The organism is Bacillus sp. GMa5/1 (assembly GCF_050172015.1).
Lineage (GTDB): Bacteria > Bacillota > Bacilli > Bacillales > Bacillaceae_G > Bacillus_A > Bacillus_A cereus.
The window spans coordinates 13,188-28,173 of record NZ_JBNLYC010000003.1; the positions used below are offsets into that span (position 1 = coordinate 13,188).

Here is a 14,986-nt window from a genome sequence, read left to right on the forward strand (position 1 = left end):
AAAAGAAAACCGTCCCAAAATTTATTTTGGGACGGCTTCTTTTACCAAAAAATAAAGACACATATAAATCCAGAAATAGCTAAATAGCTATATAAGTAAAAAACTTTTGTTCTTGTTTTCTCTTTTGTTCGAAACAGTACGATAGTCGGTTCAATTAAACCGATTGTCAAACAAAGTAGGCCAAGAAGCATACAACCAATCGAAATAGAATACAGGGCGATTTGTGGTGCTTGAAATGGAATCATCCATTTTAATAAAAATGCAATAAGTGCAGTGTAACAAATACTACCGATGTATTTATTCAGTGGTGTATTAGAACGAAAACCAGGAAGTTTTTTTAAGAAAGAGCGGGAAACAACTTCTGTTTGTAAAGATGTATGCTCTTCAATAATTTTTTGAGCTTCTTTTCCTTTTTGAAAAAGAGATAAGATCCAATTTCGCTCACCCTGAAAAATAAATTGAGAAGTTGTCAAATAGTGATCAATCTTCACTTTATTCCAACTCTTCCACGGATGACGCTCACACAATTTTAATTTACTTTCTGTTTTTTTATCATACTGATAAATACTAATGCCATCTTCATCGAAAGTAGCATAGTATGTCTCGTTTGAGAATGTGCCTAAATCAATTGGGCAGTAGAAAAGTAATTCTTTTTTTAAGTAAAAGTATTCTTTTCTTAAGTTTTTTTTCATTGCTTCTCGAATAGAATGTCTCTTGTCTTTTTTCATGACATTTCCTCCATAACTCAGAAAATGTTCTTATCTTAACAATTCAATATCTTATCACTTTTAATTATATATGACTAGGTAATTCAAAAGAGAAATGCCGAATAATAAAAAATATGGATTGTATTGTAAAATATCTCGCAATTTATTTGTTGTTACGAAAAATAAATAACTAATTTTAAATAAGTTACAATTTTTTAGTTCACAATGTTATGAGGTTGTTGTATAATGAAGGGGAAAATAGAATATCGGTCTATCTTCGGGGCAGGGTGAAAATCCCGACCGGCGGTGATGAACTATTTATGATTTTGTTCTAAGCCCGCGAGCCGTTAAGGCAGGATTTGGTGTGATTCCAAAGCCGACAGTATAGTCTGGATGGGAGAAGATGGAGGTTCAAGCGTTCAAAAAAGATATGGATTTGAACGTCTGTTTGATGTGCCTTAAATTCTCCCTTTGTGTAAAACACAAAGGGTTTTTTCGTTCTATGAAAAAATAGGCATAGCAGAACCTTTCCACTTTCCATGAGATGATCGATGGAAAAGGAGAGAGAAAGATGAAACAAAAAAACAGTGTAGTGCAGATGGTGAGTGTAGCGATGCTAAGTAGTATTGCATATTTACTAATGATGTTAGATTTCCCGTTCCCAGGGCTTCCGCCATTTTTGAAAATTGATTTTAGTGATGTACCAGCTCTAATTGCAGCAATTATCTTTGGACCAGTAGCAGGAGTGATTGTAGAGGCGATAAAGAACATTTTACATTACGGGATTCAAGGAAGTTTAACGGGAGTACCAGTTGGAGAAATTGCAAACTTTATTGCAGGATGTTTATTTATTGGACCAGCAGCTTTCTTATTTAGAAAGTATCGTACTGTGAAGAGTTTAACTACAGGATTAATGCTAGGGACAATTACAATGGCACTTATTATGAGTGTATTAAACTACATCATCATATTCCCGGCTTACACTTGGTTTTTAAATTCACCGGCTATGTCTAGCGAAGCTATAAGAACAACGGTTGTAACGGCAATCTTACCATTTAATTTAATTAAAGGGATTGTTGTAACAATTGTATTTGTAGCATTATTCTCACGCCTGAAAGTATGGGTGTTTGCAAAAATGAAAAATGCATAATATATATATAAACCATTAGTAGTGTGAAACTACTAATGGTTTTTTATTAAGGAAAATAAAATTTAGATACAAAAAATGCCCCTCATCAATATGAGGGGCATTTTTTGAAGTTAATAAAAGACTATTCGAATTTTAAAGCGTCTCCGTCAAATGATTCGTCAGCAACTTTAATTGAGTCAGTTGGACAGCCTTCGAATGCATCCATCATATCTTCAATTAATACATCTGGAATTTCAACGATACCTTGGTTATCATCTAATGTTACAAATGCAATACCTTCATCATCATAGTCATAAATGTCTGGTGCAGCAGCGCCACAAGCACCACATGCAATACAAGTATCTTTATCAACGATTGTATATTTTGCCATCTTTTTTCCCTCCTGATAATATGTATGTGAAAAGCTCGCCATAAAAATTATAACCTTATTGTAAAACGGTTTGTAAAACTTTTCAACATAAAATTATAATGATAATGCTTATCAATTAGAGTGTCAACTTATTTTTGAATTATGTCATAAGATTTTCAAAATACGTAAATATGATTTCGTTTGATACAATAGAATATATACAAGTATATAGTTCTTATATGATAAGTTTAATGAGCGAAAGTAGATAGTGTAATTGTACTGAAAAGAATGAAGTTAAGATTGGAAGGTGGAAGCGGTCATGCAAATACAATATACTTTGTTGCATTGTTTAAAACAATTGAATGGTGAAAGAACCGTTTCTTCTATTTATTATTTACTAAAGGGCAAACGTTCTTCGCAAACTTTACAAGATGGAAATATGTTCCGAATTTCTTTTTTGTTCGGAATATATAAATCATTGAATAGAAATGACTATGATGGTGAAGTTGCAAAGTTGTTGCAAGCGAATTTTATTCAAGAAATACATGAAAATACATATGTGTTAACACCTACGGGTAAAATGCAGTTACATAAATGGGGGGAAGTTTATGCTTTTCCGGCGCATTTGCATGGTTTACATTATGGTGAATTAGGTGAAACATTTTGGAAAAGATTATCATTAATTATTCAAACTATATCAAATTTACAACAGAATAATACGAAGTTTATTCCAATTCAGCAAGATACAGAAATAATGATGTGGGTGAAACGTTTTCTAACAGGAATACCATATAAGAGAAGTGAGTTGGCGAGAAAACTATGGACGGAAGTACATAATCTTTTAGAAAAGAGCAATACGATAGAAGCGACGATTGTAACATATCGACTAACGGGTTATGAACGTATTGGTTGTACATTGCAACAATTAGCAGAAATTACGAAACAAGATATATTCAGGGTGTATTTTTTATTTTGGGGTACAATGCATTTCTTTATACAAGAAGTTCGTGATAAAGAAAATGAATTTCCACTATTAGCTGAAATTATATCTTATCCAAATGAGAGAGCTGAATTATTTAGTTTATCCACGAAAAAAACATATAATTTTTGGAGACAAGGACGTTCTTTAGAAGAAATAGCGACGATTCGGAATTTAAAGGTTGCAACGATAGAAGATCATTTTGTTGAAATTGCTTTGCGAGAAAAAGATTTTTCTATTGAAATGTTTATGGAAAAAGAAAAGATAGACAAAGTAATAAAAGTAATTGAAGCATTGCAAACGCGGAAGTTACGTGTTTTGAAACAAGCGGTTGGAGAAGATATCTCTTATTTTGAAGTTCGTCTTGTATTAGCGCGGATGGAGGGTGTAAATGAAACTTGAAGAATATTTATATAAGTGGTTTGGATATTCTGAATTTCGTCCAGGTCAAAAAGGAGTTATTACAGATTTATTAGAAGGAAAAGATGTGATAGCAATGCTTCCGACTGGAAGAGGGAAATCTATGTGCTATCAGTTTCCGGGGCTTATGCGAGAAGGAACAGTGCTTGTTGTATCACCGTTATTATCTTTAATGGAAGATCAAGTGACACAATTAAAGTATGTTGTGAAAAACCGAGTAATAGCATTTAATAGTTTTCGGACATTAAATGAAAAAAGAGAAGCGATGAAAAAATTATCTTCATATAAATTTATTTTTGTTTCACCAGAGATGTTACAGTCGGAGTTATTAATTAGGGAATTGAAGAAAATTCATATTTCATTATTTGTTGTTGATGAGGCTCATTGTATTTCTCAATGGGGTTATGATTTTAGACCGGACTATAAAAAACTAAATGTAGTTATTGAAAATATTGGTTCTCCTACAGTATTAGCATTGACAGCCACAGCGACAAAAGGGGTACTGCAGGATATCGCAAATAGTTTAAATTTAAAGGGTGCCGCGGAACATGTATACTCTATTGATCGTCCTAATATTGCAATGGATGTGCAATTTGTAGAGACGATAGAAGAAAAGAAAGAGGCGCTTTTAGAGCAGGTGATGTATTTACAAGGGCCGGGGATTGTATATTGCTCAAGTAGAGCGTGGACAGAAAGGTTAACGGAATACTTGAGAGGGAAAGGTGTTACTGGTGTAGCTTTTTATCATGGTGGTATGGAACATGAAGAGCGTATGTTAATTCAACAGCAGTTTATGAACGATCAATTGCAACTTGTAATATGCACAAGTGCATTTGGTATGGGGGTAAATAAGGCGAATACGCGATATATTATTCATTTTCATTATCCAACTAATATAGCTTCTTACTTACAAGAAATCGGAAGAGCTGGAAGAGATGGCGAACCGAGTATAGCTATTTTATTATGTAGTCCGCTGGATCATGATTTACCAATTTCAATCATTGAGGATGAATTGCCAAGTAAGTCACAAATACAATTTTTATTTTCTTTACTACAAGAAAGAATGTTTCAAACGAAAGAATTACCAATAGAAGATGTAGAAGAAATTTGTTATAATGCAGCAAGATTTAATGAGCAATATTGGCGTTTCGTTCGTTATCATCTCGAACAGGTTGGAATTATACAACAACGAAGATTATTATTAGAAGGTTTGTCAGATGAAATTATGAACCGATTAATAGCTGAAGTAGAAATAAGGTTGCGTAATAAATATAGTGAGCTAGAAAATATGAAATCATGGATACAAGTTAAAGGGTGTAGACGTGAATATGTGCTGCAACAGTTCGGTTATAGGAAAGAGCAAGAGTTAATTAATTGCTGCGATTATTGCGGTATTATAAAAGAAGATTATAAAAAAAGACGAGCGCAACAATCGGATTTCGACTATAATTGGGAAACAGAGTTACAAAAGCTTTTCGGCCTAGAAAAGATGGAGGAATGATGAACATTCAAAGGCATAATGTTGAAGATATGAGTCCGCAGGAAATAAGGCTGAATCTATATATAACACAGTTAATTATTATCGGTATTGGCTGTTTACTGGCATATATATTATTTCAAGATGTAAAAGAAGTCTTTAATTTATGGAAATGGGAACCAGTATCTATACTTATTATAGGTGGTTTGTTAGCGATTGGTATTGTGTTATTAGATTATGTTGCAATGCGAGTGTTTCCGGAGTCTTGGTTTGATGATGGTGGTATTAACGATAAGATGTTTCGAGGAATGTCCGTTCTACACTTACTCGTTATTACGTTCTTAATTGGTTTTGCAGAAGAATTTTTATTTAGAGGTGTAGTACAGACTCATTTTGGAATTGTAATTGCGAGCTTCGTATTTGCAGTGTTACATATTCGTTATATAACAAAGCCATTTTTGTTTTGTTTCGTCTGTTTCATTAGTTTTGTCTTTGGTTATGTATTTGAATGGACAGGAAATTTGTTTATAACAATCTTTGCACACTTTCTTGTTGATTTTATAATGGGACTCCAATTAAGAAAATAAATGGAAGGTGGTGGTGAACAACATGAGGAAACGAATTCCTGATTTTGAAGAGGAATTAGAAGTTGAGCGAGTGGAAGAAAAAGAAAGTTTACCGCCGCGTAGTGAAATTCATAGAAATAAAGAAAAAAAACAAAAGTTTAAAATAAATCACATTTTCGTCCGGGTTTTAACATTTCTATTCATTCTGCTGCCGATTAGTATTTTGTGGTACACGGATAAATATATTCAGGTGAAGGGTGATAGTAATAATGCCGGAAAAAGTGCGTTTGAAGTAATCTTCTTTGATTCAGCTAAATCTGAGTCGCAGAAACATTCTGAAAAAGTAATAACGCATACTGTGAAAGAGGGAGAAACTTTAGAAAGTATAGCGAAGCAATATTTTTCAGATGGAAATGGAATTGAAGTAATTAAAAAGTATAATAACTTGCAAGAAGATGAAGTGAGTGCAGGTCAAGAATTAAAAATTCCGATAAAAGATAAGTCCACAAAGCAAGAAAGCTAGTGAGTTAAGCGATCACCGTTTGTTATAAAAGCCTAGGATTATCTTTATGAGGAGGGGAGTCAAAAATATGATATGGATTATATTATTCAGTACTCTCATAGGCATGGGGATTTTATTGCTTCTTGTGATGTATAAAGAAGCGATGCGTAATACGGTGTTGGAACATACTTTAGTATTTAAAGAATTTCCGAAAAGTTTTCAAAAAGTAAATGTGTTTTTTATTTCTGATATTCATAGAAGAGTCATTTCGAATTTGTTAATTGAACAAGTAAAAGGAAAAGTAGATCTCGTAATTATCGGAGGAGATTTAGCAGAGAAAGGTGTCTCTTTATCAAAAATCTCTGCGAATATTCAAAAGTTAAGAGAGGTAGCTCCTGTATATTTTGTGTGGGGAAACAATGATTATGAGATAGAATATCATGAATTAGATGCGTTATTATTAGAAAATAACGTAAAAGTTTTAGATAATACAAGAGTGGTATTTGAGTCTGAATTAGGCGAGAAAATTTGTTTGCTCGGTATAGATGATGTTGGATTGCACCGTGATCGTCTAGATTTGGCATTGGCGGATTGTAAAGAAGATGGTTTTCGTATCCTAGTTAGTCACAACCCTGATATAATAAAAAAAATGTCTGGAAATGAACAGATTTCACTTGTCTTAAGTGGACATACGCATGGAGGGCAAATCCGATTATTCCCATCTAAAAAATATTTAAAAGGTGGCGTATATAACCATTTAAATACGATTCTCTTTGTTAGTAATGGGTATGGAACAACATTGATACCACTTCGTTTCCGAGCACCTGCTCAAACACACATCATTACATTGTGCGGAGGGAAATGATGCCAACTCTTAATGGGAAATACAATATAAAAGCCGTTTCGAATATAATTGGAGTTCAGCCGAGTACGCTTCGTGCATGGGAAAGACGATATCAAATTATTGCCCCAAAGCGGAATCAAGCTGGGCATCGTTTATATGCAGAAGAGCATATTCAAATTTTAAAATGGTTAATGGAAAAAGTTTCTTCCGGTATGATGATTGGACAAGCAGTTCAATTATTAGAAGAAAATCGTTTGCAGAGTACAGTTCAAAAAGAGATACATTTCGATAAAGAAGTTGTTTTAGTGGACGATTTGCTACAAGCTTTGTTAAAATTTGATGAAATTACAATTGCTGCATTATTAAACGAAGCTTTTAGTATATATTCAACAGAGAAGGTTGTTGCCAGTATTGTTCTTCGAGTGACAGACAAATTATTAACGTCAAAAAATAATAATGAGATTTCAATGGTGCAATTTCAATATGCACTATCATTTTTACAAACGCGTCTAGGGATGGTGTATCACAATGCCTCAATGTTTTCCTCTTTACACAAAGTTATTGTGTTAGAAAAGGATGCATTGAAAGGATTTATTTTTTCAACTTATTTACGCTTAAAAGGATATGAGGCGATATATATTAGGACAAGCTTAGCTGAAGATGGTATGTTATCAGCGGTAGAGGAAATACAGCCGAAATATGTATTTATATCTTTTGCTGACGAACAAGAAATGAAAAAGACGATGAACTTTATAAATTTATTACAAGAAAAAAGGGAATCTCTTTCTGTTGGATTTATCGGAAAGCTAGGCGTTCTAAACCAGTTGGACATTGAAACAATCTTAATTGGTGATACGAAAGAAGAATGGGATGGATGGTTAAAAATGTCGGAATAGTTGTTCGAAAAGAACCATCTATTTTCTATTTCATATAATAAAAATTAGATGCATTGGTTACGTAGGGAGGGTATGAGATGAGGCTGGAACGATTAAATTACAATAAGATAAAAATTTTTCTAACATTTGATGATTTATCTGAACGAGGATTAACGAAAGAAGATTTATGGAGAAATGCACCGAAAGTACAGCAATTATTTCGTGATATGATGCAAGAAGCAAATAAGGAATTAGGATTTGAAGCAGATGGTCCGATTGCAGTTGAAGTGTTTTCTCTACAAGCACAAGGGATGGTTGTAATTGTAACGAAAGAAAATCAAGAAATAGATACAGATGATGAGTTCCGTGACGAGTTTATTGAAATGCAAGTGACTCTAGATGAAAGTGAGCATATATTATATGAGTTTGCTACGCTAGATGACGTAATTAACCTGTCGAATCGCTTATATAACCTTGGTGTAACTGGCGGAAAGCTATATACGTGGGATGAGCGCTTCTATCTTTGGGTGGAAGAAGAGGAACAAATTCAATTGTTAAAGGCGGATTTTATAGCTATTTTAGCGGAATACGGTAATCCGTCTACAGCAACCATTTATCGCATCATGGAGTACGGTAAAGAATTAATGGATGTTAACGCGATAGAACAAATACACAATTACTTTGTAAAAAAACAAAACCTCAGCTAATACAACATAGCTGAGGTTTTGTTCTTATTTGGAGAAGGGAAGGGATGATTGTAAATACTCGAACATACTTTTTGAAAATAAAATATGCAGTTTTATGGGAGTGTGGTTGATGGAAATAAAAAATATTTAAATATTTAAGTATTTTACTTTTCTAAAAGTAATAAAAGGACTATAATAATAGTGAAAACGCTTGCAATAGAAAATAGTTTGTATATATTTGTTAGCGTTTTCTATTGCATTCCAAATTTAAGGGTGTATACTAGGCAATGAAGGTTTACTAAACAAGTGAAATTACAGGGGGTTTACTTACTATGGTAGCCGAAAAGGGAACTCAAACAAAAACACAACAACAAAGGGAACAACATTTTGAACTATTGAATTCAACACAAATTGTTATTAGTGAAGCGTTAGAAAAATTGGGTTATCCAAACGAAGTATATGAATTATTAAAAGAACCAATTCGTATGATGACAGTGAAAATACCAGTTCGTATGGATGACGGGACTGTTAAAATATTTACAGGATATCGTGCGCAACATAATGATGCTGTTGGTCCAACGAAAGGTGGAATTCGCTTCCATCCGAATGTAACAGAAAATGAAGTGAAAGCACTTTCAATCTGGATGAGTTTAAAATGTGGTATTGTTGATTTACCATATGGTGGAGGTAAGGGTGGAATTATTTGTGATCCACGTGAAATGTCATTCCGTGAGTTAGAAAGATTAAGCCGCGGTTATGTACGAGCAATTAGCCAAATCGTAGGACCGACGAAAGATATTCCAGCTCCAGATGTATTCACAAACTCTCAAATTATGGCATGGATGATGGATGAGTATAGCCGTATTGATGAATTTAATTCACCAGGATTTATTACAGGTAAACCGCTTGTACTAGGTGGATCACATGGACGTGAAACAGCAACAGCGAAAGGTGTAACAATTTGTATTCGCGAAGCTGCGAAAAAACGTGGCATTGATATTAAGGGTGCACGCGTTGTTGTTCAAGGATTCGGTAATGCTGGTAGCTTCTTAGCTAAATTTATGCATGATGCAGGTGCGAAAGTTATTGCAATCTCAGATGCTTACGGCGCGTTACATGATCCAAACGGATTAGATATTGATTATTTATTAGACCGTCGTGATAGCTTCGGTACAGTAACAAAGTTATTTAACAATACAATTTCAAACAAAGAATTGTTAGAACTTGATTGCGATATTTTAGTTCCAGCTGCAATTGAGAACCAAATTACAGAAGAAAATGCTAATGATATTAAAGCGAAAATCGTTGTTGAAGCTGCAAATGGTCCAACAACATTAGAAGCGACTAAAATTTTAACAGATCGCGGAATTTTACTTGTTCCAGACGTGTTAGCAAGTGCTGGTGGTGTAACAGTATCTTACTTTGAGTGGGTACAAAATAACCAAGGTTACTACTGGACTGAAGAAGAAGTAGAACAACGTTTAGAAAAAGTAATGGTAAGATCATTTGATTCTATTTATGAAACAGCACAAGTTCGTAAAGTGAACATGCGCTTAGCGGCGTACATGGTTGGTGTTCGTAAAATGGCTGAAGCAAGCCGCTTCAGAGGTTGGGTATAAAATATTATATCTTGAGAAAACGTGATTTCCTTTCGAGGGAATCACGTTTTTTTGTTGAAGTATTAAATGAGGTGTTGTATATGGAGAATGAAATGTTGGAACGAGTAGAACAATTAGAAGAAAAGGTTAATAGGTTAGAGGGAGAACTCGCAAGAACGATGAAAGCTCGCAAAATAAGTACCGTTCGGATGTTCGGGGAAGGGCTACTGTTTCTGATATTTGGTGTGGTTGTAGTAGGGCCGATTATTGCCGTTGTAATCTCAATTTTTACTTGGCTTGCTGAAAAATAAAATAAAATAAAAATAAAAAAGAACGCTTGTTCTACACGAACAAACGTGCTATACTCTCCTTAGATAAACAAAACGGAAATGATTTTAAGGAGAGATAAATGATGAAAATGACAGTAGACCAAAGATTTATGATGCCAGCAGATGTTGTAGAGCGAGTGGAAGTATTACGAAACAAACAAAGCAAGCGTGGCACATTATTACAATCGGTAAATAAATTTTTCGGTTTAGATACGAAAGAAGATTGTGTTTGGTTTTACGGTTTTTATGGAGTGGCTGTAAGTATCTTGTTGTTTATGGTGTTCACTTCAAATATTTTCGATTTTCTCTTCGCGTAAGAAATATGCGATAAGGACATTGCTACCGAATACATATATAAGGAAGTAAGGTAATCTTCTAGAGCGGGAGTTGGTAGCAATGGCGATGTTTCCTATAGAGCGCAATTATATTGGATATGGAAGTTCACGACCGGGGATTCCTCTGACTAAAGTGAGATTTATCGTAAGCCATGATACGGGGAATCCTGGAAGCAATGCGATAGGCAATCGAGATTACTTTAATGAATTACAACCGAAAGCTTCGGCACATACATTTATAGATGATAAAACAATATTGGAGATTATTCCTATAAATGAAGTTGCGTATCATGTTCGATATGGTGTGCCGACGGATAATGACTTATATGGCTATGACGCGAATAAGGCGGCCATTGGAGTGGAACTTTGTTATGGTGGTGATGTTAACTTTTGGGAAGCGTATAATCGTTTTACATGGTATCATGCGTATTTATGCCAAAACTTTGGCTTAAATCCGAAAAAAGATATCGTGTCACATAAAACGCTTGATCCAGCTAGAAAGATTGATCCTGAGAATGTATTAGGGAAACAAGGTATTAAATTTCAACAGTTTTTAGCAGATGTCTATCGGATGTACGTTTCGTTTAGATGACAAATATATGAAAAATGAATACAATAAAGATAGGTGCCTACTGCTGTAAGTAGGTTTTTTCTTGTTTTTATAAATAGTGCATTGGTAGAAGACTAGGAGTGGACGAGTATGCAGAAAGAAACAGTTATTATAATCGGAGGCGGTCCGTGCGGATTAGCGGCTGCAATTTCGTTGCAAAAGGTAGGGATAAATCCGTTAGTAATTGAAAAAGGAAACATTGTAAATGCCATTTATAATTATCCAACTCATCAAACATTTTTCTCTTCTAGTGAAAAATTAGAAATTGGTGATGTAGCTTTTATTACAGAAAATCGTAAGCCATTTCGAAATCAAGCGCTTGCGTATTATCGTGAAGTAGTAAAACGTAAATCTGTACGTGTAAATGCTTTTGAGCGAGTGGAGAAAGTTCAAAAAGATGGAGAAGTTTTTCAGGTTGAGACGACAAAGCGTGATGGAAGTAAGGAAATGTATATAGGGAAATATATTGTTGTAGCAACTGGATATTATGATAATCCAAATTATATGAATGTTCCAGGTGAGGAATTGAAGAAAGTAGCTCACTATTTTAAAGAGGGGCATCCTTATTTTGATCGAGATGTAGTAGTTATAGGTGGGAAAAACTCGAGTGTAGATGCCGCGTTAGAACTTGTTAAATCTGGTGCACGTGTAACGGTACTGTATCGTGGAAGTGAGTATTCACCAAGCATAAAGCCTTGGATTTTGCCGGAATTTGAGGCGTTAGTACGAAACGGTACAATTCAAATGCATTTTGGAGCTCATGTGAAAGAGATTACTGAGCATACATTAACGTTTACAGTTGATGGTGAAGCTTTTACAATCAAAAACGATTTTGTATTTGCGATGACTGGTTATCATCCTGATCATAGCTTCTTAACGAAGATGGGTGTTCAGATTGATGAAGAAACAGGACGTCCAATTTATACAGAGGATAGAATGGAAACGAATGCTGAAAATATTTTCATTGCAGGTGTCATTGCTGCTGGAAATAATGCAAATGAAATATTTATCGAGAACGGTAGATTTCATGGAGATGCGATTGCGCAAACCATTGCATCAAGAGAAAAATAAAAAGGAGCTGTCGGGAAAATCTCGACAGCTCCTTTTTATTCGTGCATAAACATATTTTGAATGGATTCATGAGAATTTGTATTCTCTAATGCAACAAGTAATTTAATGCGTGCTTTTTGTGCATTTAAGCCGTATGTGAATACAATGCCCATATCTTTTAAGTGTTTACCGCCACCTTCATACGAATATACGTCTTGAACGATACCGTTGAAACAGCGAGAAACTAATACGACAGGAATACCTTTATTTAATAATCTTTCTAGGCTAGGTAGTGTTCTTGGAGGGAGATTACCTTGTCCAAGAGCTTCGATAACAATGCCGTCTACAGGAAGATTTTCGATTGCTGCTAATAATGTATCATCCATGCCAGCATATGCTTTTAGAACAACTACATTTTTAGACACTTTGTTTATCGTATATGATTCGCGATGTACTAAAGCGTGATGGAAGACAACGCCGCGTTTTGTTACCATTCCAATTGGTCCGTATTGTGGACTTTGGAATGTTGCGACATTACTTGTATGTGTTTTCGTTACATTTGTAGCGCAATGAATTTCGTCGTTTAATACGACTAAAACACCTTTTTCTGCAGCTTCATCACAACTAGCAACTTTTACAGCTGATAAGAAGTTATATAGACCATCAGCACCTAACTCATTGCTAGAGCGCATTGCACCTGTCACTACGATCGGAATAGTTGCTTGTACTGTTAAATCTAAGAAATAAGCTGTTTCTTCTAATGTATCCGTACCATGCGTAATAACTACGCCATGAATGTTGTCTTGTTTTACTCTTTCATCAATGATGACTTGTAATTGTAACATTTCGCTCGGTGTCATATGAGGAGATGGTAGATGGAACACATCTTCAACGATTAAATCAACATCGCCTTCTAAATCAGGAATGAATTTTAAAAGAGGATTTTTTTTACCTGGTTGTACGACCCCAGTTTCTTTATCTTCCTCCATTGCAATTGTTCCACCTGTGTGTAAAACTAGGATTCTTTTCAATGCTTATACCCCTTTCAAGTAAAAAATACATTTAGAACATAACATGTTTTGAGTAAATTCGACAATGGAAATGTATAAAAGTATGCCTCGAAAATGACAATAAAATTAACTGCTATATGTACGATGTATAAAATTACGAAACGAAATGTGCAAATATAGTATAGGAGGGAGAAATTACGTTGAAAAAGATGGAGAGAATTTTTATTCGTATATTGATAATACAATTCATTTGTCTTTCTGTTGTACAATTGTTATTTATACATAAGTCATCAGTGAAATATTTATCTAAAATTGTTTATTATGAGGGTGTTATGGTAAAAAACAAAGTGGAAATCTTGCAGGTGAATCGGTAGTTTTCATTTTCTTCTATGAAGGATTATGCTACAATAATTGAGGATTTAATGACGCGAAGCAAATGAGAAGAAGCAGGGTGAACACCTGCTTTTCGTTTTGTTTTATAAGTGAAAAAATGAGGTGTTACAATGGATAAACGAATTTCAATTGCTATAGATGGTCCAGCAGCTGCAGGGAAAAGTACAGTGGCAAAAGTTGTTGCGAAGGAACTTTCTTATGTTTATATTGATACAGGCGCAATGTACCGTACGCTTACATATGCAGCCCTTCAACAAAAAGTAGACATTGAAAATGAAGAGCAGTTAATGGAAGTTGTAAAGAATGTAAATATTGAGTTTCAGCAAGGAGAAAATACACAGCTTGTATTTTTAAATGGACAAGATGTTTCCGAAGTAATTCGTACACCTGATGTGACGAATCGAGTATCTATTGTAGCGAAACATCGCCTTGTTCGTGAAGAAATGGTACGTCGTCAGCAAGAGTTAGCGAAAAAAGGCGGCGTTGTAATGGACGGCCGTGATATTGGTACACATGTATTACCGGATGCTGAAGTGAAAATCTTTATGCTTGCTTCTGTTGAAGAAAGAGCGGAAAGAAGGCATTTAGAAAATTTAAATAAAGGTTTCGATTCTAATTTAGAGCAGCTAAAAGAAGAAATTGCTCAGCGTGATAAATTAGATTCAGAACGCGAAGTTTCTCCACTAAAAAAGGCTGATGATGCATTGGAATTAGATACGACTTCTTTATCAATTGAAGAAGTTGTCCAAAAAATTATGAGCATTGTTTCTGGAGTGTTTGCGAAATAAAGAAAGGGGATAATCCTCTTTCTTTTTTTGTTTAAATAGAAATGTAAAGGATACGTGAATTGTGAGTCTCTTTCCTTGACAAATGAGCTGATTTGTAAGAAGTTAGTTAAAGAGGAATGAAACTGTCAGAATATATTCGCTATTATATTTCAAAACATACTTTTTTCAAGCTGGTTTTGCTGTATACTATTTATATAGGTTTAATATATTTTCTTGTGAATGTTATTGAAAAAGAGTATGTGATGAGAAATTCTTAAACATGCAAATGAAAACTTTGTTTTCATTTCGTATATACATAAAAAATGCTTTGTCAATTCT

General features: G+C 34.4%; 18 protein-coding genes and 1 riboswitch. Of the genes, 15 read left to right on the forward strand and 3 right to left on the reverse strand.

Annotated elements, in window-relative coordinates:
* Positions 1-41: 41 nt before the first annotated feature.
* Positions 42-728, reverse strand: coding sequence for a hypothetical protein (locus tag ACQGSG_RS01180; protein WP_000710837.1), 687 nt, complete (start codon positions 726-728; stop codon positions 42-44).
* A gap of 248 nt (positions 729-976) precedes the next feature.
* Positions 977-1,116, forward strand: a riboswitch (FMN riboswitch).
* 162 nt (positions 1,117-1,278) lie between these two features.
* Here ACQGSG_RS01180 and ACQGSG_RS01185 point away from each other — a divergent pair.
* A complete protein-coding gene (locus ACQGSG_RS01185; protein WP_000810856.1) occupies positions 1,279-1,857 on the forward strand; it encodes an ECF transporter S component in 579 nt (192 codons plus the stop codon).
* A gap of 121 nt (positions 1,858-1,978) precedes the next feature.
* Here the strand turns inward: ACQGSG_RS01185 and ACQGSG_RS01190 are convergent, their stop codons facing one another.
* Positions 1,979-2,227 carry a ferredoxin gene (locus ACQGSG_RS01190; protein WP_001151993.1) on the reverse strand — a complete coding sequence of 83 codons (249 nt, stop codon included), beginning with the start codon at positions 2,225-2,227 and terminating at the stop codon, positions 1,979-1,981.
* A 298-nt stretch (positions 2,228-2,525) separates the two neighbouring features.
* Between ACQGSG_RS01190 and ACQGSG_RS01195 the strand changes: the two genes are divergently transcribed.
* From ACQGSG_RS01195 to ACQGSG_RS01250, 12 genes are all read left to right on the forward strand, one after another.
* Complete coding sequence (locus tag ACQGSG_RS01195; protein ID WP_001167013.1) at positions 2,526-3,587, forward strand: helix-turn-helix domain-containing protein; 1,062 nt, start codon at positions 2,526-2,528, stop codon at positions 3,585-3,587.
* Positions 3,577-5,106, forward strand: coding sequence for an ATP-dependent DNA helicase RecQ (gene recQ, locus ACQGSG_RS01200; protein ID WP_000762979.1), 1,530 nt, complete (start codon positions 3,577-3,579; stop codon positions 5,104-5,106). The genes ACQGSG_RS01195 and recQ overlap by 11 nt, the downstream gene beginning before the upstream one ends.
* Entirely contained in the window at positions 5,106-5,669 is a 564-nt protein-coding gene (locus ACQGSG_RS01205; RefSeq protein ID WP_001025780.1) for a CPBP family intramembrane glutamic endopeptidase, read from the forward strand. The genes recQ and ACQGSG_RS01205 overlap by 1 nt, the downstream gene beginning before the upstream one ends.
* Positions 5,670-5,691: 22 nt before the next feature.
* Positions 5,692-6,171 (forward strand): LysM peptidoglycan-binding domain-containing protein, encoded by a 480-nt coding sequence (locus ACQGSG_RS01210; protein WP_001231553.1) that lies wholly within the window; start codon positions 5,692-5,694, stop codon positions 6,169-6,171.
* 67 nt (positions 6,172-6,238) lie between these two features.
* Positions 6,239-7,015 (forward strand): metallophosphoesterase, encoded by a 777-nt coding sequence (locus tag ACQGSG_RS01215; protein ID WP_000637799.1) that lies wholly within the window; start codon positions 6,239-6,241, stop codon positions 7,013-7,015.
* On the forward strand, positions 7,015-7,890 hold the full coding sequence (locus tag ACQGSG_RS01220) for a MerR family transcriptional regulator (protein WP_325842232.1): 876 nt from the start codon (positions 7,015-7,017) through the stop codon (positions 7,888-7,890). The genes ACQGSG_RS01215 and ACQGSG_RS01220 overlap by 1 nt, the downstream gene beginning before the upstream one ends.
* Positions 7,891-7,967: 77 nt before the next feature.
* On the forward strand, positions 7,968-8,576 hold the full coding sequence (locus ACQGSG_RS01225) for a genetic competence negative regulator (protein WP_001235397.1): 609 nt from the start codon (positions 7,968-7,970) through the stop codon (positions 8,574-8,576).
* Positions 8,577-8,887: 311 nt separating this feature from the next.
* Entirely contained in the window at positions 8,888-10,174 is a 1,287-nt protein-coding gene (gene gudB / locus ACQGSG_RS01230) for an NAD-specific glutamate dehydrogenase (RefSeq protein ID WP_000225173.1), read from the forward strand.
* Positions 10,175-10,254: 80 nt separating this feature from the next.
* The gene (locus ACQGSG_RS01235) at positions 10,255-10,464 is read left to right on the forward strand and encodes a hypothetical protein (protein ID WP_000426768.1); all 210 of its coding nucleotides are present in this window, start codon (positions 10,255-10,257) and stop codon (positions 10,462-10,464) included.
* A gap of 98 nt (positions 10,465-10,562) precedes the next feature.
* Positions 10,563-10,799 (forward strand): DUF3961 domain-containing protein, encoded by a 237-nt coding sequence (locus ACQGSG_RS01240; protein ID WP_001983018.1) that lies wholly within the window; start codon positions 10,563-10,565, stop codon positions 10,797-10,799.
* Positions 10,800-10,878: 79 nt separating this feature from the next.
* A complete protein-coding gene (locus ACQGSG_RS01245; protein ID WP_001240655.1) occupies positions 10,879-11,409 on the forward strand; it encodes a peptidoglycan recognition protein family protein in 531 nt (176 codons plus the stop codon).
* Positions 11,410-11,517: 108 nt separating this feature from the next.
* The gene (locus tag ACQGSG_RS01250; RefSeq protein ID WP_001168510.1) at positions 11,518-12,498 is read left to right on the forward strand and encodes a YpdA family putative bacillithiol disulfide reductase; all 981 of its coding nucleotides are present in this window, start codon (positions 11,518-11,520) and stop codon (positions 12,496-12,498) included.
* 35 nt (positions 12,499-12,533) lie between these two features.
* Here the strand turns inward: ACQGSG_RS01250 and ansA are convergent, their stop codons facing one another.
* The gene (gene ansA, locus ACQGSG_RS01255; RefSeq protein WP_000822026.1) at positions 12,534-13,508 is read right to left on the reverse strand and encodes an asparaginase; all 975 of its coding nucleotides are present in this window, start codon (positions 13,506-13,508) and stop codon (positions 12,534-12,536) included.
* Positions 13,509-13,687: 179 nt separating this feature from the next.
* On the opposite strand from ansA, the gene ACQGSG_RS01260 reads away from it, so the two are divergent.
* Positions 13,688-13,861 carry a YpfB family protein gene (locus ACQGSG_RS01260; RefSeq protein WP_000738057.1) on the forward strand — a complete coding sequence of 58 codons (174 nt, stop codon included), beginning with the start codon at positions 13,688-13,690 and terminating at the stop codon, positions 13,859-13,861.
* Between the two features lie 129 nt (positions 13,862-13,990).
* Complete coding sequence (gene cmk, locus ACQGSG_RS01265) at positions 13,991-14,668, forward strand: (d)CMP kinase (protein ID WP_000361257.1); 678 nt, start codon at positions 13,991-13,993, stop codon at positions 14,666-14,668.
* The last annotated feature ends 318 nt before the right edge of the window (positions 14,669-14,986 follow it).